Origin of the sequence: Pseudomonas sp. LS-2 (assembly GCF_003605735.1) — a bacterium.
Taxonomy (GTDB): domain Bacteria; phylum Pseudomonadota; class Gammaproteobacteria; order Pseudomonadales; family Pseudomonadaceae; genus Aquipseudomonas.
On sequence record NZ_QXTJ01000046.1, the window covers coordinates 41,910 to 63,894 of the forward strand.

Genomic DNA, 21,985 nt, shown 5'->3' on the forward strand with positions numbered 1-21,985 from the left:
ATGAGTGAGTGGGCGTATGAAATGCCTTGGAGGCCAAATTTTGAGGCCTTTGAGGCGGCGGGGTGGGTGCTAGGGATGACGGCGACAAGCGCTGTGCATTTATGCACCAACCTTCCGTCGCAGCCTTTTTATCTGTCTCTGATTGTGATGGGTGGATTTGCGCTGCGCCGGCTGCCTGCTGCATTGCACCTCTATAAAGTCCGCCAGGGTTTACGCGCACACGATGCCGTATTGATGGGGCAAGACGACCTCATAGACCAGATGCTCGAAAATCGAGGGAAGCTTTTCCTCGGTACTGGTTTCAAGTGGACTCAAAGGGAAGGCCAGCAAGTCTTCGAGTTGCTCAAGCGCGACATCACCAAATTAATGCCGAAAATTCCTGATGGATTTATGGGGTCACCATGGATTCACGGCATCTCGCTGCAGCCGGATCGACCGATTGGCTACATGGAGGACTTATCATCTCTTCATACTCTAATTGTCGGCACCACAGGCTCAGGTAAGACACGTTTATTCGATTTGCTTATAAGCCAGGCAGTTCTCAGAAATGAAGCTGTAATTATTTTAGACCCGAAAGGGGATAAAGAAATGGCCGAGAATGCAAAGCGCGCTTGCGAATTGGCCGGCCGGCCAGAGCGATTTAAATACTTTCACCCTGCATTCCCAGAAGTCAGCGTCCGCATATCCCCCACGAAAAACTTCGGTCGGGCAACAGAGGTGGCATCGCGGATTGCAGCACTTATGAAATCCGAGGGGGGAGATCCGTTCCAAGCGTTCGCTCAGATGGCGTTGAACAACGTTACTCAAGCGCTACTGCTTTGTGGTGTGTTACCGACGTTGGTTGAGCTACGTCGCTCGCTTGAAAACGGATTGGCGCCACTTGTAATCCGCTCAATTAATGCCTATGGGTCTAAGGTTCATCCGCATTATGAGGCTTTGGCCAGGGCAGCGCTGGCCAAGGCAGTAACGGACGAGATGAAGGCCAAGAATCTTCTCAAGCTTTATCGAGACGAGATCGTCCCAATGCAACCGAGTTCAGNCAAGGCGCATTTTGGCAAAATGATTGCTTCGCTTTTGCCGATTTTGAACATGCTTACGTCGGGTCACATGGGCTCAATACTGTCGCCGAATATGGACGATCCAGAAGATGAGCGGGAGATCACCGACTCCAGTAAGGTTATTCAAGGAGGTGAGGTTCTATATATGGGCCTGGACTCGTTGTCTGACTCAATGGTGGGCTCGGCGATCGGTTCGATTTTCCTTGCTGATCTGGCAGCCGTGGCGGGTCAGAGGTACAACTTTGGTACATCGGAAGNATGAAGCGGCTGAAACGGTAAACGATCAATTGGTTCAGCTGTTAAACAAAGGCCGTGGTGCGGGTATGCGTCTATATGTTGCTACTCAAACTATCGCTGACTTTGAGGCTCGAATGGGGTCGCCTGCGAAAGCTCGGCAAGTCCTTGGTAACACTAACCATACCATTGCACTTAGGATCACTGATCAGGATACCCAAACCTATATCGCGGATAAAATACCAAAGACATACTACAAGTATGTTATGCGAACGCAGGGTAACTCTACAAAAGACGATCCGCACATGCACTCCTTAAACGTGGGTGAGCGCTTAATGGACGAGGAGGGTGAGTTGTTCCCGGCTCAACTCTTTGGTCAGCTTCCTAATCTGGAGTTTGTGGCGATTTTAGCTGGCGGACAGATTGAAAAAGGTAGAATTCCTGTTCTAACCAAACCTAAGGATTTTGATAAGGCAGTCGCTAAAGCACGGCTGCTTGTAAAAGAGGCGGCATAACTGTGCGAACCCGTAATGAAAGTGTCACCCGGCTATTGGAAAAAGACGACAAGGCTCGCCTCATCTTGAATATCTTGGATGCAGATTGGCCAACTGCGGTTCAAATTATTCCAGCAGCAATAAAGATGGTCAGTCGTGAGTCGGCGTCTCCTGAATGTGTGTCTTTGTTAAAGGCGTCACTTGGGTCATACCAGCGCTCTTTGGGGATGCAAGATAGGGATCGATTGGAAGCGTTTCTAGAGCCCTTTCTCGCCGGGCTCACTGAGCTGCTTCTATCTGAACCGACTGTTACCGCGGCGGTGCAGGATATAAAATCATTACTTGACGGTGCAGTCAAAAGTGATGCTAATGTGGTGGCCAGAAACGAGATTGAATGTTTGCTGCTGCCGGAAGACTCGTCAATAGGCCAAATATGGCGCGACATAAAGGCCATTTAATATGGCTGATATCGAAGAGAAAATGCCCAAAAGCTTCTGGGCAATCCTGGTGTTTGTATGCATCGAGATACTGCTGATCGTAATTATCGTTCCTAATAATTTTATCGATGATGCGATTCTGAAGGAGCAGGATTGGGGCGAAGTTCTGATGGGGAAAAATGAACATGATCTACTAATTAAACGAACGGATGATCTCTATACGGCTATCCATCTTGACAGTGGATTCAATCAGTGGGTTGGCAAATTATTTGTTCCAACCGATGAGGAACGGGCTAAGTCAAAAGGCTGGGAAGGCTTGGGGCGGCTCTGGTTCAATTTTATAGAGAATCGCGGAGAAGCACTTACGAAGGTTCTTTATCACGTTTACTATCGATTTCTGTTACTGGTGATCTGGTTGCCGTATATGCTCGTGATCCTAGCGCCTTCAGTGCTTGGCGGCTATATGACCTGGAACATAAAGAGGTACACCTTCCAGCATTCCTCACCTTTTTTGAACACCTACAGCTCCAAGATCATTTCATTCATTTTCGCTTCGCTGCTGGTGAGTTTCATTGCACCGATCCCCATTCCTCCCATGGTGATACCAGTGGTGATCATTGTCCTGATGCCCATAGCCTGCAGCTTGCTGATAGGCAATCTTCCAAAACGGCTCTAGGTCCTATCTCGTAGCTGCGCAGGTCCATTCGGGACCTGCGTTTTGACCCTGTGACTGGGTCAGATTACCCCCAATTATGGCCCCTCTAGCCTCACCATCTGGTCATCAGGTGAGGTAACTATGAAACTCAATCCAATAGCTGTTTTATCGATTTGCCTAGCGACCGTCACTGTCGTCGGCGGTGGTGCCCTGTATCTAATGGGCAAGAAAGTGGAAACTGCCATCGCAGTCTCTGATCAAGCAAACAGAGCGCTTGCGAAAGTAAAGCCCTGGGCGCTTCAGAGAGACGCGCTAGATGACGTGCTAGATGAGCATCGGTTGCAGACTGTTATTGATGGAAAAGAATCTTCTTCCAAGCCGTCGCCAGCGCCGCGCAGTTACCCAGCGGAGATTGATCGTCGTTACGGTGATCCAAAATCACAGTTCACCTTGATCGAATACTCTGACTTCGAGTGCCCTTTCTGCAGCCAATTCTTCCCCGTTCCTAAGGCGCTAGCAGATGGGTCTCGTGGGAACATCTCGGTTGTCTTCAAACACGTGCCTATCCATGGCGAAGCCTCCAGAAAAGAGGCCTACGCGGCTGAATGCGCTGCGGCACAGGGTGGGAATGATGCATTTTTCCGCATGGCCGGCGCTATCTTCAGTTCAACCCAAGGTAATGGGACCGGTACCAATCAGCCATTGAATGTGGTGGCCAACAATATTGGGCTTGATGGTACAGAATTGACCAAGTGTATGGATGAAGAGCGGTTCTATAACAAGATCAAAGCCGATTTTAAGGAGGCAATTGATCTAGGGGTTAAGGAAACACCGACTACGGTCGTTAGGTATAACCCGACGAATAAGCAAGTTGTTTTGAATGGCGCCAAGACGCCTGAAGATATTCTTAAGGCCATGGGTAATCTTGTAAAAAGCAGTGGAGCATCCCAATAAATGCAACCGATTAATATTCCCCAGTATGTTGACGACCCACCCCACCTGCTTTTTTGGCAAGCTGATGAAGTGGCGCCGATTGGTATTGGACTGGTTTTCGGGATGTTTACGGGTTATGCCGCTGTTTGCACCATCGGCGGTTTTTTGTTGACCCGGTGGTACAGAAAATATCGTGATGATCACCCTGATGGTTTCATGGTTCACATGATTTATTGGTTTACAGGGCTAACCGGCGCTAAAGCCAGGACTGTACCTAACTCGTTTATTCGAGAGTTTCACTGAGGCGAACATGAATACCGAAAATCTCAAGAAGACTTATCGCAAGCTTATAGATGAAAGTAAGTTTCACAGGGCGATTATCGTCGCCTTGCTGGTGACAAATCTCGTCTCTGTCATAGGCTGGCTAAACAAAAGCACGGTTGTTGATATGCAGCCACCTGGCCTAGCTGAGCGCGCATGGGTTGATGAAAATCGTGCGTCAGCTGAATACGTCAAAGGGTGGGCGCTGTATATCGCAGACCGAATCGGAAACGTCAATCCGAAGACTGCTTCGATGATCCGTTCAACTCTGGAGCCTCTTCTTGCTCCTGAGATCTATCAGGATGTAATTAACAAAATCGAAACTCAAGTCCAGCAAATTAGGCAGGATCGGGTTGCGCTTTCGTTTGAGCCAAAAGATGTTCAGGCAGATAAGAATAATCCTAACAAGTTCTACGTCGTTGGACGATCCATGATGCAGGGTCCGGCAGGGCAACCTGTTCGAGAAAACAAAACGATCGAGCTTGAAATTCTCGTCAAGAACTATCAACCAGTTCTTCACTTCATTGACGTTTATGAAGGTTCACCTCGTACCGACGATGTTATTCGTCGCGAAGAAAAGACAGCTGAAGCCCGTAAGCGTATGGAGCGGAATAGCAATGAAAATTAAACAACTGAAACTCGCCGTCGTCATCGCCGCTCTAGCCGCTGCTCAGCTTGCAGGCGCCCGCGAGCTTAAAATACCACAGCAACCACAGCTCCCTACTGCCGTCGGCCAGGAGCAAGTTGTGCAGTCAGTACCTAAGCAGGTCGATCCTGCAGAATATGGTATGGAACAGGCTGACGAAAGCGCGGCAAGGACTGCATTGCAGGAAGCACAGGCAAAACAGCCAAGCACTTCTCCTGCACCAAGCGCCAATGCTAAGCCATCCTCGGCCGCGGCAATCAAGCAAACAATCGCATCTCAAAAGGGTGCGAACGATCAGATTCAAGTGACTGGTGGGGGACGTTCGGCCGATCTGCAGTCAGTTCCAGCATCGGTAGCTCAAACTGGTGGATCTCAGGCTGAGCCGGTTGAAATGGTTTCCTCCCTTGAGGAAGTGGTCGTGCAGCCAGGCGTAAACACCATCATTCCAGCTGCCTTGGGCCATCTAAATCGGATCGTAACGCCGTTTGAAAATCCAATCGTCCAAACGACAGCTGCAAAGGAGGACATCACCGTAAAAGACAATGTTGTCTACGTTACGGCGAATGATCCTAGTCCGATCACTATGTACATCACGCCCAAGGACGACGAGTCAATTGCCATCAGCTTGACGCTCGCTCCAAAGAAAGTACCCCCGATTCAAGCAAATTTGATTCTCGGTCAAGCGCCAGGCTTTAGCGGCAAAGGCTCCGCAACTCCTGGTGCTGGTGGATATCGGTATTCGGGGCAGGCCAAAAAATGGGAAGAGGGCCAACCATACATGGAGTCAATCAAGGGAATCATGCGCGCATTGGCACTCGGCGGCATCCCCAAGGGTTACTCGATGGGAAAATTGTCCAGTACTGATACGCTCCCCGCTTGCTATCAAGAGGGCATCCAGTTCGACTTTTCCAAATCACAACTGATGATGGGGCACAATTTCAAAGTGCTTGTTGGTGTCGCGCGTAACACGCTTAAAGTGCCAGTAATGTTCGACGAAACTTCCTGCACCCATCCGCTACTGGCGGCCTCCGCAGCTTGGCCGCGTAACATGCTTGAGCCTGGGGACAAAACGGAGATCTATGTCGTCACGCGCGTAAGTGAAGCGCCATCCGATGAATCTACACGCCCAAGTTTGTTGAACTAAGGAAGAGCCATGCTGAAGTCATACTGGGCTCGCATGAGCCCGACCAGGAAGCGAATGGTTGTAATCGCAGTAGTGATAGGAGGCGTTTTAGCTCTCGTCACAGCCCTGAGCACGATTGGTGGCAACGAGAAGCGCAAATCGGGCGGTAAGCAAACGATCGGTAACGTTCTTACTGACAGTGATCCTCGAGCTGTCGGGCTTGATGCTATCAACGCCACACAGCGGCAGCAGCAAAAGTCTCTGACTGATATTACTCGTAATCTGAAAACGTTGATGGACAGCCAGACCCAGCAACAAGACCTAAAAGAAGGGCTGAAGGACCTCAAAGCCCAGGTTAATGACGTTGCGGGTCAATTGGACAGCACCAAGCAAACTGCTGAGCAGCTGAAAGCTGAAAATCAGCAGTTGCGAGATGAAATCAAAGAGAATCAGGCCAAGGCACCACCACCTGAAAAGGAAGCTGAAAGTCAGCAAAAGGAAGCCCAGCGTGTACGGGATCAGGCTGCACAACAACGCTACCAGCAGGCAGGCGTCGACCCGAACAAGAATATTGGAGCCTTCTTTGCCAATGCGCCTGCGCCGGCTGTCGATCCGGTAAAGCCTGGTCAGAACGCGAAGAAAGAGGATCGCCTCAAAATCACATCCATCGGTGCAGCTGCGCCTGAGGCCAACAAGGACAAATCCAAAGAAGAGGACGTGTACCTTCCGGCGGGCTCAATCCTTTCAGGGGCGATCATCACCGGTATTGATGCACCGACAGGTAGCACTGCTAGAAAAGATCCTTTTCCAGTACTACTTCGCGTGAAAAAAGAAGCAGTTCTGCCTAACCGTTTTCGAGCCGACGTACGTGAATGCTTCCTGATTGCCAGCGCATTCGGTGACATGTCCTCGGAGCGGGCTTACATGCGCGCTGAGACGATCTCGTGCGTTCGTGATGATGGTGGTGTTATCGAGACGGGCTTGGACGCTTATGCGGCCGGTGAGGATGGCAAGGCTGGCGTGAGAGGTCGTTTAATTTCGAAGCAAGGCGCTATCCTCGCTCGATCGCTCATGGCTGGATTCCTGCAAGGCGTCAGTGAGGCCTTTAGCGTCCGTCAGGTCCCAAGTATCAACGTGACCGGCACTGGCAGCGGAAGCGGGAGCAGCTCAAATAGGGTAGTTAGCCCTGTTTACGAGCAGGCCTTCAACTCACAGGCGTTGCAGGGGGCCACTATCGGTGGCACCGGCAAAGCACTGGAGCGCATTGCCGATTTCTATCTGGAGATGGCTGAGAACCTCTATCCAGTAATTGAGGTTGACGCTGCTCGTGAAGTCGATTTCGTAGTGAAGAAGGGCGTGCAGTTGAAGCTGCAGACTAAACGCTAACTTCGCAGACCCTACTCAGGGGCGGATTAGCCCCTGACCTCAAATTCAAATACGGATACTCAAACCATGAAAATCAAATCACGGTTTAGCTTCGCTCGCCTCGTGGTCTGTGCAGGTTTCGTTTCTGCACTGAGCGGTTGCTCATTCTTGCAAATCGGTCAGTCCGATTATTCGTGTAAAGGGATGCCTGACGGCGTCACCTGCATGTCTGCTCGTGATGTTTATCAACTGACCGAAAATGAAAACTTCCGCCAGGTGGTAGAGGAGCGGCAGGACGCTAAAGCAGAGGCAATTAAGGAGGGCAAGACCATGGAGGAAGTAATGCCAAAGGTCACTCCACACATCGCCGCAGGTGAGCGATATGTCGTTCCCAAACCCGCGCGTGATCCGATTCCTATTCGTTCGCAGGCAACCGTAATGCGTATCTGGGTTGCACCTTGGGAATCCGATAAAGGTGACCTGAACGTCCCCGGTTACATGTACACCGAGACCGAACCACGTCGCTGGGAGATCGGCACTCCCGCACCGAAGCCAAGCGCAACTATTCGACCACTTGAGTCGCGCAAAGCAGCTAACCCTGGCACCTAACACCCCCCCAACCAGCAATATGCAGGAGAAACACCCATGCAGATCAGCATGAGCACAGACCAAAAACGACGTACTAAAGACGTAATGAAATTCGGCGTTGCGTTGATCGTAACACTCGCCGCTTCTCAAGCCATGGCCGGTACAGGCGGTGACAGCTTCGACTCGATCTGGGTCACGCTGACTGACTGGATGCAAGGGACCCTCGGCCGCGTTGTAGCTGGCTCGATGGTTCTCGTGGGCATCGTATCCGGGATTGTTCGTCAGTCGATCATGAGCTTCGCGACCGGCGTGGGTGGCGGTGTCGGCCTGTACAACACCCCGACCATCATCGAATCGATCATGACTGCCACCCTGCCGGCAGCACATTCCCTGGCCACGACCGCGGTTCCACTGGCCAACCAAATCTAGTTTCACAGCTACAACCAAAGCCGGCTACTTGCCGGCTTTTGGGCTTCTTTAACGGGATCGGAGTTTGAATGTGATCGGGATGAAATTAAAGGGAGTTCTCGTTCTGTCAGCAGTGGCCTTGATGTGGTCGATGCAAGGTTATGCCGCTGGACAGTGCGTTGAGAGCGCAGAGTCGCTTTCAATCACCCCAATCGCTTCGTACGAAGGCGATTCCGTATCGGTCTCTTACTCGGTCCAGCGTAGTGAATGCTCCACTACTGGCTCCTACAGTCTACCCATCAACGTCGGCAATTCTAAGGGTGTGCAAATAGGAAAATGTGAAGGAGTCCGAACCAAAGATTCTTTTACCTGCTCTGGAGCAGCAGCATTGCCCGCGGGTTTCACTGGTCCACTGGTCGTTGCTGTAGGGGGCGCTTTGGTAGAAGCAATAGTGCAGCCTAAACGTGCTCAGCCTGTAGCCAATGACATGGAGGTTCTAAACGATGAGGATCAAAAGCTCGAGATCCCACTGGTTCTATCAGGTGCCGGCGTCGTTGCCGAATCATTTGAGATCAATGATCTACCAGCCTCCGATATCGGCAGGATCACTCTGAACGGCTCCATCGCAACTTTTACTCCCTTCCCTGGTTGGAGTGGAATCACTGGTTTCACCTACCGTGGTAAGGATCAAAACGGCAATTACTCAAACGTCGCTAGCGTACGTATCGTCACTAGTTTGATGAACGATGCGCCAAAAATTATTGCCCATCCTGCGATTGGGGTGGAAGACGAACCTTTCACCTTCAAGCCAGTAGTGAAGGATATCGACAGCGTTGACTTCTATCATTTGGTGGTCGAAGCGCAGGGCCAGAATGTATTCGCTTCCGTCAGCGAGGACGGCCACGTACTCAGCATAACTGCGTCGCATAATTGGTCAGGCTCGGACGTTTTGCAGATTTCCGCGGTTGATGCAGCTGGCGCAAAAAGTGAAATTGTCAAAATCCCTGTGCTGATTCAGCCAGTTAACAACCCGCCAGTTGTCAGTCCGGTTGTTATCGTCACAGATGAGGATGTTCCTGGTAGGGCTAAAGTTCTTTTTACTGATCCTGACGGGGCTGGGCCGTATCGTTATGTGATCAATGGGCAGCCGAGCTCGACCATCGGAGGTTGTGGTATCGATGGTGATAGCGTGGTATTCACACCTTCAAAAGATTGGAACGGCACAACGTCCTGCCGAGTGAGTGTGATTGACAACGGGGGAGCGGCATCAAACGATGCACTGGTAACAATCACCGTAAATGCTGTACCTGACAAGCCGGTCGTTGAATCCAGAACAATTACCCTGAACCAGGGTGCGAGCACAGCAGTAACAATTGCTGTCTCAGACCCGGACATAAACGATACCTTTACGTTGGCGAGCTCTACTGCTCAAGACGCATCGTTTGGTGTGTTTTCATTTTCCGGGAGCACGTTAAATGTGAGCCTTGATCCGGCTTTCGTCGGGAGCAGGGTGATCCAATACTCAGCAACAGATTCCTTTGGGTTGGGATCTGAGCCTGGTTTCATCACGGTAAAAGTTTTACCGGTCAATATTGCACCGGTTGTTGATGCTCAAACCGCTGTTACATCCATTGAAACGCCTGTCTCTGTCGAGCTGACAGCGACTGATACGAATCATGATTCTCCACTTTCATTTTCAGTAGTTGAGACGGTACCAGCATCGTCGGGCTCACTTCAGCTGGATAAGAATGTACTCACCTTCACGCCAGTTGCCGGATTTAAAGGGACTGCTACTGCAAAGGTGACTGCAACGGACCCTTCTGGTGCTACTTCAGCCCCTCAAGCCATCACCTTTACCGTCCAGGATGACCAGGTAATCGCGTATGACCCGGACGTGCCGGATACCCATACGATCGTGATTGTCCAGCAGCCTCCTACAACTGTAGGTACTCTGACCGTCACCGGTATGAATGTAAAATTTGTGCCAGTAGATGGCTACTTTGGATCGGCATCCTTCAAATACAAGGTTCGAGACGAGGGGGGACTGGAGTCTGCAGTAAAAGACGGTCAAATCGTTGCAGAAAAAACAAACTATGCACCTACCGCAGCTACAGCAGAGCTTTTCACTTTTGAAGGCGGTGCGTCCACACCCGTAACGCCAACCGTTACTGACAAAAACCTGTATGACGCAGGAAGACATACCTTCAGTGTCCCGGTTCAATCAATGACTGGCGTTGCTGAAGTGGTTAACAATCAGCTTGTCTATAACGCTCCTTATGGGTTTCAAGGCAAAACGGCGTTTAAGTTCATTGCACGAGATATTGCGGGTGCTGAGGTGGTAGGTACGGCAAACGTCACCGTATCAGCGAAAAATTATGCACCGACATCTGTCAGCTTGGTGATGGACACAACCGAGGCCACTGCGGTGACCGGTGTACCAATCGTCACGGATCCTAACCCGTCCGACAGTTTTACCTACCAGATGTTGACCACGCCAATAGGCGGAACTGCGACTATTGCAAATGGAAAAATCACCTATTTGCCTGGTGATGGGTGGATTGGTACTGACAGCTTTAATATCAGCGCAACGGACGCCGGCGGCCTGACAGTAACTGGCACCGTAACTGTTACGGTACTTGCAAACAACGTAGCGCCTAGTGAGCTATCCGGGGAAATCAACGCGCTGGAAAATACTGCCGCGGCACCCTACTATCCGGTTATCAAGGATAAGAACCTCTACGATATTGGTAAGCACGCTCTGAAAGTTGTCACGCAACCGTCAGGTGGATCAGTCTTTGTCGTAAACAACCTCCTGGTATTCACTCCGAATAAAGATTTCGTGGGAGACGACATGGTTGTTGTTGAGGCAACCGACCTAGGTGGGCTCAAAGTTGACGGATCAGTATCCATCCACGTCCTTAAAAATAATCTAAGCCCCGAAACTGCTTCGCTTTCGATCACTACTAGCGAAAACCAGAAATCGCCTGCGAAAACTCCGGTTGTAAGTGACCCAAATGCTTGGGACACCTTTACGTATGAGGTTGTTTCCCAACCTTCACACGGGTCCGTGTTGGTTGGTGCCGGTGGGTATTCCTACACACCAGAAAAGGGTTACGTGGGTAACGATACATTTGAGTTTCGTGTGGTTGATGCTGGGGGCGAGTACATTGAGTCTGTAGCGCAGGTTGCGGTTTTGCGCAACAACGAAGCCCCCACCGGCCTAACGCCTTCTACTGTCTATTTTTACGAGGGTGTTGGTGGAAAGCAGCGCTTAACCGCGATTGATCCAAATCTTTGGGGATCTCATACCTTTGAGGTTGTCGCTCAGCCTGAACACGGCTATGTCTGGTTCAACGGCAATGATGAAATGAACTACAAAACAGACGGGCGCACTGCGACCTCTGTTCAGATCAAGGTCATTGACCAAGACGGGCTTTCGGTCAATGTCACTGTGAAGCTATTGCCTAAGAATATTGACTCGGCGATCGGCCAACTGCCTGTCACCGAACTGCTCACAGACAAAGTTTCAACGCCAGCAGTTACGAAAGATTTCAACCACACTGACGGGCGCCCAGGCCTCATGGTGACTGAGCAGCAAGCCGTTGCCGCCCTCGGGACCGACGTTATTGCTTTCGTCGAGAAAAATTCTGACGTGGGGTTGAACGTCGGTCGGAAAGCGCTGGAGCCTGGTCAGGCGGTTCGTATGTCGATTGATCGTGTAACGAATACCTCAATCGGTGCGGCGGTCTCAGCCATCAAAGCAGGCGAAGCAGGTAATGGTCGCATTTTGCTGGTGCGGGCTGACCTCACAGGATCTGCATACGCCTTGCCATTTGAGGTATGGAAGCTAATTGGCGGCGTTAAAACATCAGCAGACAGTGCTCCATTGGGGCTACAGACAATCCGAGCCCAATTCGAGGCCGGAAATAGCGTTTGCATCAACACGGTGAGAGCCCAATCAGCACAAATAGCGAATCCTTATGACAATCCTGTTTGCTTGCTGGAGTTCAGTAAGCCGTTCCCGGAATACAAAGATCTATCCAGCGACTCTACACTTGCCATTATCGGTACAGCATCCGAAGCCGGTACGTACCCGATTGAGGCTTCCTCGTACATCGTAGGGGCTGATGGTCAGAAATACCTGCTGGGGACTTACGTCAAAAACGTCACGTTCGTATCACCTGTAGGAGCAGTGAGAATAGGTCCGAAATACCCGTTCGATAAAGCCTACCTGAAGGTCGAGGATTTAGATGTCGAGTTCACGCAGAAATCCGGGGTGGCGTGTGATCTCACGATTGTTGAACGACGCGCGATTACTGCAGCGTCATCCTACACATCGAGGCCGTTGTGCCTTGTAGAGTGGGAAGAGATTCCACCAGGCTTGGTCACACGCGCGAACTGGGAGAAACCCTACCTATTGGGGAACGCTCAGATGCTTGGTGATAATGCCATTCGTTGGAGAGTTTCGGCGTATACGCCTTCAGGCAAAAAGTTGGACCTCGGCACTGATGCTTTCAGCTTCTCCGTAGTCGAGCCATCTCTGCCAACTGTTTCTTACACGTCATCGACTAAAGTGAACGACAACCTATTGGTCTCGCCGATCGCTGGCGCCTACATTGGCGATGCAGTCGTATCGTCTGTCAGCGCTAGGTTGCAACTCAAGAACAACGTGAACCTTGGGAAAGATCAAACGGAAGTCGTAGCAGCGGCATATGGCGACACTATGTCTGTTAGCCGCCGGATTTACACCGCAGCGTTTTCTGGGCTATGGCAAAAACGGGGCTTGTACATGGATGCAAGCTACGCACTGTTGCCCGACGTTTTGACACATTCGACCATTGATGTCCTTTCCGTTCCTGACGAAAGCGTTGTTCCAATCATCGATAACGAGAACGGAAAGGTTCTTTCAACCGAGGCGTTTGAAGTGAACGTCGGAATGGGTGACGCCTACGATACGAGTAAGGCGTACTCGGCATCCACGATGGGTGGATGGGAGATCAGACTGGTACAAAAGCCTACGTGGAATACCGTGGAAGAGGTCGCACCTTGGGTCAGAGCTGATGGGGCTGGTAAGGCAGCTTTCGCTGTCGACATTGCATCGCTCGCAGGTAAAAATCTTCGGGTGTTTGCTGAGGCAAGAGTGATTTCTCCGGTGCCCGAATACAGCGTTACGAGGACCTCTCCACAACCTCTTTCTGTGGCCATCTTGAATGGCGCCGCACTTGATGGTTCGATCCGGGCTCTTCGGCTAACAGGGGAGGCCCCCCTGCGGTTGACTCTATTCGCAGATGTTACCAACCGTGCATGGACAAGGGATCTTGGAAACGTCCGCTGGGAGCTTTCTACATCCGGAGGCCCATGGACAGAGCTCCCAAATTCAAGCCGTACACCACAAAGGATTGCGATGACCCTTGCAAAGGGCAAGTACAAAATCAGGGCAGAGCTTACCAACAAGAACTCTGGCGCTAAGTCGATGACGGATGAGATTGAAATCCAGGCCTATAACATTCCTAAGGGGGTTTTAAAGGGACCAGGAAACACGTTCCTCGATGCAGACGCGACATTCAAGGTTCTTCAAACGGATGCCAAGCCAATCGACCTACCAAACATTGATGTCGAGTGGAGCTACGATCGAGGCGCAACATGGACGCCAGGCACCGATTCGGTGGTGCTAACACGTAGTGCCGAAGCGCGAGTCTACGTTTATATGCGCATGCGCTATAAAGACTCTCCAAAAGACGACCTGCGCGCGTGGAAAACCCTCCGCTCTGGTGTCGCCTTCAGGAAGGTGAGGCCACCTAGGGTACAAATCGTTGGCCCTACTCGACCTGAAGTAGGGAAAGNGACCATGGACGGAGAATTCATCATGCCAAACAGCTCAGCAATCGTACCTGGCCAAGAGGCGAAGTACACACCGCAAGACTCTGATGTAACGGATGATCGCACCTACATGGGGTACCGAGCGTGGATCAATGGGTACCGGGATAAAGGCGGGGAAGGCATCACTCAGAAACGAATTACGTTTTGGGTTTATGACTGGCCGTCATGGGCTATAACCCCCACCATGTCTGCAGAATACGCGCCAGCGGACCTGACGCTAAGGGTACGAAACATTGGTGAGTTCAAAGCTGTGGAAGGCGTCTACTACGATTGGGAGCTGCCAACAATGCCTGGCTACTCAGTTGTCAAGGCAGACAATGAAGCTCTTCGAGTCCTTTCGATCGACAAGCCGGGGGTGTTTCCCTTCAAGGTGCATATATACGATGCTCGCGGCAACTACACCCTAGTAGAAAAAGACATGGAGTTTAAGGAGCCGCCGCCTTGGACGATTACGTTGAAGTGGACTGGCGACAACAACGCTTCACGGGCTCCACTCGGGATTATGGTTCGTCCTGAGATCAGTGGGGGGCATCCGAAAGACCGAGTGCTTTCGATGAAGTACACCTTGAATGGAAGTGAGATAGATACAGGGGGCTCACGTTATGCACGAGCGACTCTGCCGAATGAGGGTCAGTACCAGGTTGCGATGGAGGTACAAACTCAGATGAGCAAGGAGGCTGAAGGGACAGTCGCGATTGATGTCAAGAAGAACCAGAAGCCAGTGTGCGAGTTGCAGGTGAAGGAAGGAGGATCCGCCTGGACCGCGACAGCGAAATGTGTTGATCCCGACGGTCGGCTGGCAAGGCATAACTGGTATGTCAACGACAAGCTTCAGGGGCTAGGAGGATCAATGATTACGATATCGAAACGAACCTATCCAGATCCGCCTCACATCGTGCTTTATGCGACTGACGACTCAGGTGAGGACTCAGAACCGGTTGTTTGGTAAAGAAAGGGCGCCCCTAGGGCGCCTTTTCTTTTGACCCTTTCAAAGGGTCAGATTCAAAGCTGAAGACCCCTGCGATTGGATAGCCTGATGGCATCGTAAAAGAGGTGTCCTCATGCTTCGAAGAATCTTTTGCGCAGCTTTCCTGGCTGCGACCGCTAGCGTTACCTGTGTCGCTGCGCCACAAACACTCGATAATCTCGAGCCCCTTCCGATCAACGGAATGGTCGCAGCAGTCAAAAATGAAAAACTAGCATTTGTCAGCGACAACGGCCGTTTTGTATTTCGTGGGTCTCTATACGACACGTGGAGCCAAAAAGAGATTTCATCTCTTGAGGACGCTAAGCACGCGTTCAAGTACATCGATATCAAGAAAATCAAATTTAAAGTCGATGATTTAAGCCCATTTACCTTTGGAAAGGGTGACAAGCAGATCATTGTATTTACGGACCCGCAATGCCCGTCATGTGCCTCACTTCTTGCGGATATGAAGAAGGTGAACGGCTATACGTTCAAAATCGTAGAGCTATCGGCGTTGGGTGCTGAAAGTTCTGAAATCGTCCGTGCTATGCATTGTGCAAAAGACAAAACCCAAGCATATGAAATGGCGGTCGGGATCCAAAAAGCAAAAGTAATCGATAGCCAGGGTGCGGATTGCGATACTTCAGCAATCGGAAAGCGAATTATTACAGCACAAATGTTTGGGCTTAAGGGCGTGCCGTTCTTGATTCGTGATGACGGGCTTGTGCGTCAAGGTTACGCCAAGAATTCACTTGAGAGCTGGTTGGTAGGGGGTGTGCAATGACAACTTTTCCAAAGGCAAACTTTCCATTAGCCGATGTTCTCAGTGTAATTTCGTATGACGAAGAGAAAAAATACTTTGTCATGGATGATAACACTGCCGGTTTCGCATTTCTGTGCCGCCCCCTGCCGGGAAGTGATGGCAAAGAAGGTGATCAGCTTAAAAGTGTGCTGAAACAAGCGTGGCCGGCTGGTACTATGATCAATTTCAACTTGATCTCGTCCCAGAATATTAATGATCAAGTAAACACTATGCTTAGAATGCGAATGCATTCTCCTGACAATATCGCACACCAGGCGGTAAAAAGCAGGGCGACCTACTTGTTTAACGGCACGCTGGAGCCTATCGACGATTTCTCTGGCATTAAAGTTCGCGAGATCTTGAGTCTGATCACCGTTAAGTTTCCGATTGCTGAACCCCTACCAAGCGAAAAAGAGATACAGATTATCTCTGAGCTTCGGTCTCAGTTTGATTCAACATTCAAGACAATTGGCTTTTGCCCCGTCGCGTTGACGCAAAACCTGTATCTCGAAGTAATGGCATCGATCCTGAATCAAGGCCCAAATGCGTCGTGGCGGGATCGAATGGCTCAGGAAGCGGATGACGACAAGCCGCTGAAGGCTCAGATCCTAGATTATGATCGAACAGTTGAGGTGTTCAGCGACCATTTAAAAATTGGTGACACCCTTGTAAAAACACTCAGCGTTAAAAAGTTTCCGCGTCGTGTCGTGCAGGGTTCAGCGGCTTGGTACTTAGGTGATCTGCTGACCGGGAATAATGGGATCCGTGAAAATTGCTTGATAAGTTTCACGGTATATTTCCCAGAGCAACAAGCCGCTAAAGATAAAATGAACACAAAGCGTCAGTGGGCGAATAACCAGGCCTATGGACCATTGCTTAAATTCGTACCGAAGCTCGGTGCCAAAAAGCAGGGAATGGACGATTTATTTAAAGAAATCGAAGAGGGGGAAGCACTAGTAAAATGCAACATGACTGTTGTTGTATTTGCTAACGATCGGGATCGGTTAGTAAGAGCATCGGCCGAGGCAAGAAACTATTTGGGGATTCGACAGTTTTCATTTCTGGAAGACAAGTATTTCGTGTTTCCGTTGTTCCTGAATGCTCTCCCATTTGGCGCTGATGCAAACGCAATCGGTGAAACGTACCGCTACAAATCGATGGCGATTACTCAAGCATTGCCACTGCTACCGATTTACGCAGACTGGAAAGGCACCGGTTCACCAATGATGCAGTTTGTCTCTCGCAATGGACAGCTGATGTCATACTGTTTGTTTGATTCTGAAACAAACTATAACGCCACAGTGGCCGCTCAATCGGGAAGTGGTAAATCTTTCCTAGTTAACTACTTAATCACTGCGTACCAATCTTCAGGTGCCCAAGTTTGGGTAATCGACGTCGGCCGGTCTTACGAGAAGCTGGCTAAAGCGTTTGATGGCGACTTCATTGAATTCAAGAAGGACGTTACCATCTGTTTGAATCCGTTTGAACTGGTACAGGACTTTTCAGAAGAAGAAGACGTCCTTATCGGTTTGTTGTGCGCAATGGCTGCACCAACGGTGGCGCTACTCGATCTCCAGGTCGCAGGCCTGCGAAAACACACCTCTGATGTATGGAAGCAGAAGGGTCGCGCCATGCAGATTGACGATGTGGAAAAGTCGCTTCTTGCAGACCCAGATAGTCGAATTCAGGACGTCGGAAAACAGCTCTATCCTTTCACAACCAGTGGCATGTATGGCAAGTATTTCAACGGTAAGAACAACGTTGATTTCAAAAATCCATTTACGGTGCTCGAGCTCGAAGAGCTAAAAGGGCGAAAGCATCTGCAGCAGGTCGTGCTTCTGCAACTTATTTATCAAATCCAACAAGCAATGTTTCTTGGCGATCGTGATCGCCAGAAAATCGTTGTGATCGATGAAGCATGGTCATTGCTGACCGAGGGCGATGTCGCCAAGTTCATCGAACATGGTTACCGCAGATTCCGGAAATATAACGGCTCCGCAATCACGGTAACTCAGTCGGTAAACGATCTTTATGCTAGCCCGACAGGCCGAGCAATTGCCGAAAACTCAGCGAATACGTTTTTGCTGGGGCAGAAAGATGATGCGATTAACCTCATTAAAAAAGAAGGTCGGCTACCGTTGAGTGACGGTGGCTTCAGCATCCTTAAGTCAGTGCATACCATTCGAGGGCAGTACTCAGAAATCTTTTTTATGACAGAAGGCGGTTCGGGGGTGGGTCGTCTAACCGTAGATGATTTCTCTAAACTTCTATATTCAACAACGCCGAAAGATGTCCATGATATCAACATGTATGTCAATCAGGGGATGACAACTGCTGACGGCATTAATGCAGTGCTGCGTGATCGCGGGGTTTCAGCATGAAAAATATTCTTATCAACTGTATGGTCTCAATTTGCTGTGCCCTGGCTACCGTCATCACCTATGGCTGGATGAAGCCGGACACGGTTAATTCAAATCTTGCAGTTTTGAATTACGACGTGGCTAATGTGGCGGGCCTTGCTCAGGACCCTAACGAAGCCGACGAGAACTATACGGCCCTACGAGAGTCCGCCAATAAGCTGACTGCTGCCGGATTTGTAGTGCTTGACTCTCGTGCGCTTGTCTCATACCCACCTGAGCTTGAAATACCACTGCTATCTAAAACGTCTAGTGAAGAGGCCTCTAATGGCCAATAAACACCTTCGCTTCCTGTTGCGAGCGCTACCGTTGACTGTCGTAATGGTGGCTGCTGCGCTTTACGCAACAACAAGGTACGAAATAGGGATTGATCCACAGAAAAACACTTGTCTAGACTGGCGAGTGTTTGTTGTGGACCGTTTTGATACAGAGGTTGAACGCGACAAAATTTACGCTTTTAAATCCACGCAAATGGAACCATTTTTTCGTAATGGAACGAAAATAATTAAATACGTCCGCGGTGTTCCAGGTGATCAAATAAAAGTTAGTGAGATGAACGTCCTCGTGAATGGTCTTGAGCAGGGGCGGGGGCTTATGCTGGCTGAGCGCTTGAATAAGCCAAATAGCCGGTTCGTTAGAGAAGAAGTCGTACCAGATGGAAAGCTCTGGTTCATGGGTACTTCGAAGGACAGTTTTGACTCCAGGTACTGGGGTTACGCAGCTACATCAGATGTTATTGGGCGGGCTTATCCAATATGGTAGCCCATAAATGCATAATCACTTTGTTTGCTCTCATGCTATTTGGGCAGGCTGCGCTTGCTTCTCCCGAGTTTGTAGAACAGGAGCAGGGAGCGATTGAGTTATTCAAAGATGATTTGAATAAAATCAAAACGTCAACAGATCAACAAGTCGATTTTGTTTTGAAGACTGAAGATCTAGGGTTTGCCAAAAATACACCTGTAACTCCAGAAGGTACGGGGCAAGAGCCGGAGGCCAGTGTTCCGAGGAAGTACCAGGTTTTTGTTTCCTGGAGCCTCGGCGAGGCCGATATCAAAAATCTTTTGCTTGAGTACAATCAGGACCGAACAGTAGAACTTGTTTTTCGTGGAATTCCTGATGGTTTGTCACTTCAAGATTCCCTTGCCAAAATTCAGCGGCTGAGTCTACTGACCAAATCTGATACGCCAGTTCTTATCAATCCTGTTCCGTTTGAGGAGTCAGCGATTGACGTGGTTCCTCAGGTCCGAAAGGTGGAGGGGAAAAAAACAATATTCGTCGTTCCAGGTACAACGTCAATATCGGCTGCTGAAGGTCAATTCGAAAAGTTTAAATCGGTCAAACTCCCTTCGATCGGACCTGTATTAAAAATTGCAGAGCGTGACCTGATCGAGGTAATGCAAGAAAGACTGGCTAAGGTGGATTTCGCTAAACTGAAAGACAAAGCCCTTGGCCGTTTCTGGACAAATCAAACCTTTACGGACTTGCCGCCCGCACCATCCAATCGTACGCGTTCCTTGGACCCTACCATTATCGTGCCTCAAGAAATGGCTGGCGCTGATGGTACCGTCATCCATAAGGCAGGGGATCGTATCAATCCACTGGACATTCGGCCATTCACTCAACGCTTAGTAATCATCGATCCGAGTATTCCAAAGCAGATTCAATTCGCCAGGTCTCAAGTCGAAAAGTATGGCCGCGCGCAAAATGTTGTGGTCATTCTCAGCGAGGTTGATAGGTCTGCTGGTTGGGCAGGGTTTACGGATGTTCAAGATAAAGTTGGACATGCAGTTTATATCCTAAAAGATGATGTTCGTACCCGTTTTTCGATTGACTATACGCCGTCTGTTGTGACTGCGGATAACAAGAAATTCTATATCGAAGAAATTTCAGGAGAGTCGTTGCCTTGACCGTATTAGCGCTTCAGTCAATCCATTTTTCCGATGGCACTGTGCTTGGCTATGAGATTCTTGCTCGTCGAGTCGTGTCTGGTCGCTTTCAATCTCCAGCGCAATTTATGGTTGACTGCAGGCCAGGTGACTGGGCGCAATTGGATAAAGAGGTGGTTAGGCTTATTAATGAAAATTTGTTCGACTTTTCGAACAAGGGGCCGCTGTTTGTTAATCTAAGCCCGGAAACCCTTTCAAACTATAAGCTCGTGAAGGATCTAATTCATTCACTGGCCAAGACAGTGCCTTTCGGATTGGACGTGATTATCGAGGTGTCCGAAAAGTTCTCTGGCACGCCAGTCGAGTTGGATCGCATCATTGCTGAGGCCCGATTAAACGGTCTACGTGTGGCAATCGACGATTACGGTAGCGACAACTCCGATTTTCGACGTCTTACTCAGCACAAATGGGATTTTTGCAAAATTGACCTTCCTGCGGTCCCCAGCATAAATAAATTACCATGGCTTATTGAAGTTAGAGATTACTGCTTGTTGAACCACGTTGGCTTGATACTTGAGAAAGTAGAAGATATGGCAATTTTGGAAGGTTGGTTAAGGCCTTTGTCTGGTGCTTCATTGCAAGGCTTCGCGCTGTCAAAACCAGAGTTCTATAAGGCTGACGTTTCATCTCAGATTCAATTTGCAGGGTAGTCAATTCATGTTGTTTAAATTTTTCGGTGGGTTGTGTTTTTTAGTACTAACCCTTTTCTCGCAAGCTTCGATGTCCGATGAATCAGTCACTGACTCGCTTTCATGTCCAGATGCTCAGCTTTTCAGTGCAAAGCTTTTCACAGACGTATGTTGGGCATGCCTGTTTCCCATTCGTGTAGCTGGTGTGAGCATTACTCCAGGCGATGCGCCTCGAGGGGCGACTACCAAAAGCATCTGTATGTGTCAGGATAACCTCGGACTTTGGAAGCCAGGTATTGTCAATTCTCTGTGGGAGCCAGCTCGCCTGATCGAAGTCGTTCGCAAGCCGGGATGTTCACTTGCTTTAGGCGGAATCACGCTTCCAATTGGTGATAAGCGCCTATGGGGTACTCAATCTGATGCAGTAGCGGGTAATAGTATTACCAAAGAGCGAACATCTTTTTACAATGTCCATTATTACGCATTTCCACTGCTTTCGATTTTGGAAATGTATATGCCCAAACGTTGCTCTCCCGATGGGTACGCAGACTTTGATATCATTCAACTGTCTGAGATCGATCCAACATGGACCAATGATGAATTGGCCTTTTTTGTTAACCCTGAAGCGGCTGCTGTTGCTAATCCATTAGCGCAAGCTGCTTGTACCGCTGACGCAGCTCTTGGCGTTGCAGGTCAAGAACCGCTAACTTCTCTATGGTGGTGCGCAGGGACCTGGGGCGAAATATATCCCATGGCAGGGACCGCCTTACCTAATGACTTTGGTCGGACCACATCTCTATTGGCCACCAGAACGCTTGCTACACAGCATAGGCGTGGTCTAGCCCATCTGACGATCGGAGACGATACCATCTGCAGGGGCTCGATCTTCCCCACTATTCCTAAATCACAATACAAAATGGCGATGTTTTTCCCAAGGTCTGAAACCAGGGAGGCGCATTACATCGGTTCTCATCCGCTGACTTGGCAGGGCGGAGAAGGGCGGGTAATACCTCAGGTTGGAGAAGACGCCCTTTACATGTTGTTCCGGTGGAATGACTGCTGCAACACATTGTGAGAATTTG

At 49.8% G+C, this 21,985-nt stretch carries 18 protein-coding genes and 2 pseudogenes; all 20 read left to right on the forward strand.

The genetic code is table 11. From position 1 onward, the window contains the following. The coding region (locus tag D3M70_RS33875) for a helicase HerA domain-containing protein (RefSeq protein ID WP_256660047.1) at positions 1-1,039 on the forward strand (1,039 nt) is incomplete at its 3' end. A gap of 1 nt (position 1,040) precedes the next feature. After that, positions 1,041-1,315, forward strand: a pseudogene (locus D3M70_RS33880) (conjugal transfer protein); the annotation flags it as partial. A gap of 1 nt (position 1,316) precedes the next feature. Next, positions 1,317-1,807: pseudogene (locus D3M70_RS33885) on the forward strand (TraM recognition domain-containing protein); the annotation flags it as partial. Between the two features lie 35 nt (positions 1,808-1,842). Further along, positions 1,843-2,244, forward strand: a complete 402-nt coding sequence (locus tag D3M70_RS30940; protein WP_133306552.1) for a hypothetical protein — start codon at positions 1,843-1,845, stop codon at positions 2,242-2,244. 1 nt (position 2,245) lies between these two features. Next, the gene (locus tag D3M70_RS30945; RefSeq protein ID WP_120129997.1) at positions 2,246-2,899 is read left to right on the forward strand and encodes a DUF4400 domain-containing protein; all 654 of its coding nucleotides are present in this window, start codon (positions 2,246-2,248) and stop codon (positions 2,897-2,899) included. Positions 2,900-3,019: 120 nt separating this feature from the next. Then, entirely contained in the window at positions 3,020-3,832 is an 813-nt protein-coding gene (locus tag D3M70_RS30950) for a thioredoxin domain-containing protein (protein ID WP_120129999.1), read from the forward strand. Next, on the forward strand, positions 3,833-4,114 hold the full coding sequence (traL, locus tag D3M70_RS30955; protein WP_120130001.1) for a type IV conjugative transfer system protein TraL: 282 nt from the start codon (positions 3,833-3,835) through the stop codon (positions 4,112-4,114). It begins immediately after the preceding gene. A gap of 7 nt (positions 4,115-4,121) precedes the next feature. After that, a complete protein-coding gene (locus tag D3M70_RS30960; RefSeq protein WP_120130002.1) occupies positions 4,122-4,760 on the forward strand; it encodes a TraE/TraK family type IV conjugative transfer system protein in 639 nt (212 codons plus the stop codon). After that, positions 4,750-5,922 (forward strand): type-F conjugative transfer system secretin TraK, encoded by a 1,173-nt coding sequence (locus tag D3M70_RS30965; protein WP_120130004.1) that lies wholly within the window; start codon positions 4,750-4,752, stop codon positions 5,920-5,922. The genes D3M70_RS30960 and D3M70_RS30965 overlap by 11 nt, the downstream gene beginning before the upstream one ends. Positions 5,923-5,976: 54 nt before the next feature. Beyond that, positions 5,977-7,287 carry a TrbI/VirB10 family protein gene (locus tag D3M70_RS30970; protein ID WP_256660048.1) on the forward strand — a complete coding sequence of 437 codons (1,311 nt, stop codon included), beginning with the start codon at positions 5,977-5,979 and terminating at the stop codon, positions 7,285-7,287. A gap of 66 nt (positions 7,288-7,353) precedes the next feature. Continuing rightward, positions 7,354-7,875 carry a type IV conjugative transfer system lipoprotein TraV gene (traV, locus tag D3M70_RS30975; RefSeq protein ID WP_120130006.1) on the forward strand — a complete coding sequence of 174 codons (522 nt, stop codon included), beginning with the start codon at positions 7,354-7,356 and terminating at the stop codon, positions 7,873-7,875. A 36-nt stretch (positions 7,876-7,911) separates the two neighbouring features. Further along, on the forward strand, positions 7,912-8,283 hold the full coding sequence (gene traA, locus D3M70_RS30980; RefSeq protein ID WP_165869939.1) for a TraA family conjugative transfer protein: 372 nt from the start codon (positions 7,912-7,914) through the stop codon (positions 8,281-8,283). 718 nt (positions 8,284-9,001) lie between these two features. After that, positions 9,002-14,105, forward strand: a 5,104-nt coding sequence (locus D3M70_RS30985; RefSeq protein WP_309137589.1) for an Ig-like domain-containing protein, incomplete at its 3' end; no start/stop codon positions are given. 1,098 nt (positions 14,106-15,203) lie between these two features. Beyond that, the gene (locus D3M70_RS30990; RefSeq protein ID WP_120130009.1) at positions 15,204-15,893 is read left to right on the forward strand and encodes a DsbC family protein; all 690 of its coding nucleotides are present in this window, start codon (positions 15,204-15,206) and stop codon (positions 15,891-15,893) included. Further along, a complete protein-coding gene (traC, locus tag D3M70_RS30995; protein ID WP_120130011.1) occupies positions 15,890-18,292 on the forward strand; it encodes a type IV secretion system protein TraC in 2,403 nt (800 codons plus the stop codon). The genes D3M70_RS30990 and traC overlap by 4 nt, the downstream gene beginning before the upstream one ends. After that, positions 18,289-18,606, forward strand: coding sequence for a hypothetical protein (locus D3M70_RS31000; RefSeq protein ID WP_133306553.1), 318 nt, complete (start codon positions 18,289-18,291; stop codon positions 18,604-18,606). Before traC ends, D3M70_RS31000 begins: the two co-directional genes overlap by 4 nt. After that, positions 18,596-19,090, forward strand: coding sequence for a signal peptidase I (gene lepB / locus D3M70_RS31005; RefSeq protein ID WP_120130014.1), 495 nt, complete (start codon positions 18,596-18,598; stop codon positions 19,088-19,090). The genes D3M70_RS31000 and lepB overlap by 11 nt, the downstream gene beginning before the upstream one ends. Before the next feature lie 20 nt (positions 19,091-19,110). After that, positions 19,111-20,235, forward strand: coding sequence for a TrbC family F-type conjugative pilus assembly protein (locus tag D3M70_RS31010; RefSeq protein ID WP_256660049.1), 1,125 nt, complete (start codon positions 19,111-19,113; stop codon positions 20,233-20,235). Continuing rightward, complete coding sequence (locus D3M70_RS31015) at positions 20,232-20,924, forward strand: EAL domain-containing protein (protein ID WP_165869940.1); 693 nt, start codon at positions 20,232-20,234, stop codon at positions 20,922-20,924. Before D3M70_RS31010 ends, D3M70_RS31015 begins: the two co-directional genes overlap by 4 nt. A 7-nt stretch (positions 20,925-20,931) precedes the next feature. Then, positions 20,932-21,978 carry a TraU family protein gene (locus D3M70_RS31020; protein ID WP_165869941.1) on the forward strand — a complete coding sequence of 349 codons (1,047 nt, stop codon included), beginning with the start codon at positions 20,932-20,934 and terminating at the stop codon, positions 21,976-21,978. The last annotated feature ends 7 nt before the right edge of the window (positions 21,979-21,985 follow it).

What these genes read in the sequence shown, in the direction of transcription:
- D3M70_RS30950 (WP_120129999.1), top strand. Translation starts at nt 3,020, where the DNA reads ATGAAACTCAATCCAATAGCTGTTTTATCGATTTGCCTAGCGACCGTC.
- traL (WP_120130001.1), top strand. Translation starts at nt 3,833, where the DNA reads ATGCAACCGATTAATATTCCCCAGTATGTTGACGACCCACCCCACCTG.
- lepB (WP_120130014.1), top strand. Translation starts at nt 18,596, where the DNA reads ATGGCCAATAAACACCTTCGCTTCCTGTTGCGAGCGCTACCGTTGACT.
- traA (WP_165869939.1), top strand. Translation starts at nt 7,912, where the DNA reads ATGCAGATCAGCATGAGCACAGACCAAAAACGACGTACTAAAGACGTA.
- traV (WP_120130006.1), top strand. Translation starts at nt 7,354, where the DNA reads ATGAAAATCAAATCACGGTTTAGCTTCGCTCGCCTCGTGGTCTGTGCA.
- traC (WP_120130011.1), top strand. Translation starts at nt 15,890, where the DNA reads ATGACAACTTTTCCAAAGGCAAACTTTCCATTAGCCGATGTTCTCAGT.
- D3M70_RS30990 (WP_120130009.1), top strand. Translation starts at nt 15,204, where the DNA reads ATGCTTCGAAGAATCTTTTGCGCAGCTTTCCTGGCTGCGACCGCTAGC.
- D3M70_RS30965 (WP_120130004.1), top strand. Translation starts at nt 4,750, where the DNA reads ATGAAAATTAAACAACTGAAACTCGCCGTCGTCATCGCCGCTCTAGCC.
- D3M70_RS30960 (WP_120130002.1), top strand. Translation starts at nt 4,122, where the DNA reads ATGAATACCGAAAATCTCAAGAAGACTTATCGCAAGCTTATAGATGAA.
- D3M70_RS30970 (WP_256660048.1), top strand. Translation starts at nt 5,977, where the DNA reads ATGGTTGTAATCGCAGTAGTGATAGGAGGCGTTTTAGCTCTCGTCACA.
- D3M70_RS31000 (WP_133306553.1), top strand. Translation starts at nt 18,289, where the DNA reads ATGAAAAATATTCTTATCAACTGTATGGTCTCAATTTGCTGTGCCCTG.
- D3M70_RS31020 (WP_165869941.1), top strand. Translation starts at nt 20,932, where the DNA reads ATGTTGTTTAAATTTTTCGGTGGGTTGTGTTTTTTAGTACTAACCCTT.
- D3M70_RS30945 (WP_120129997.1), top strand. Translation starts at nt 2,246, where the DNA reads ATGGCTGATATCGAAGAGAAAATGCCCAAAAGCTTCTGGGCAATCCTG.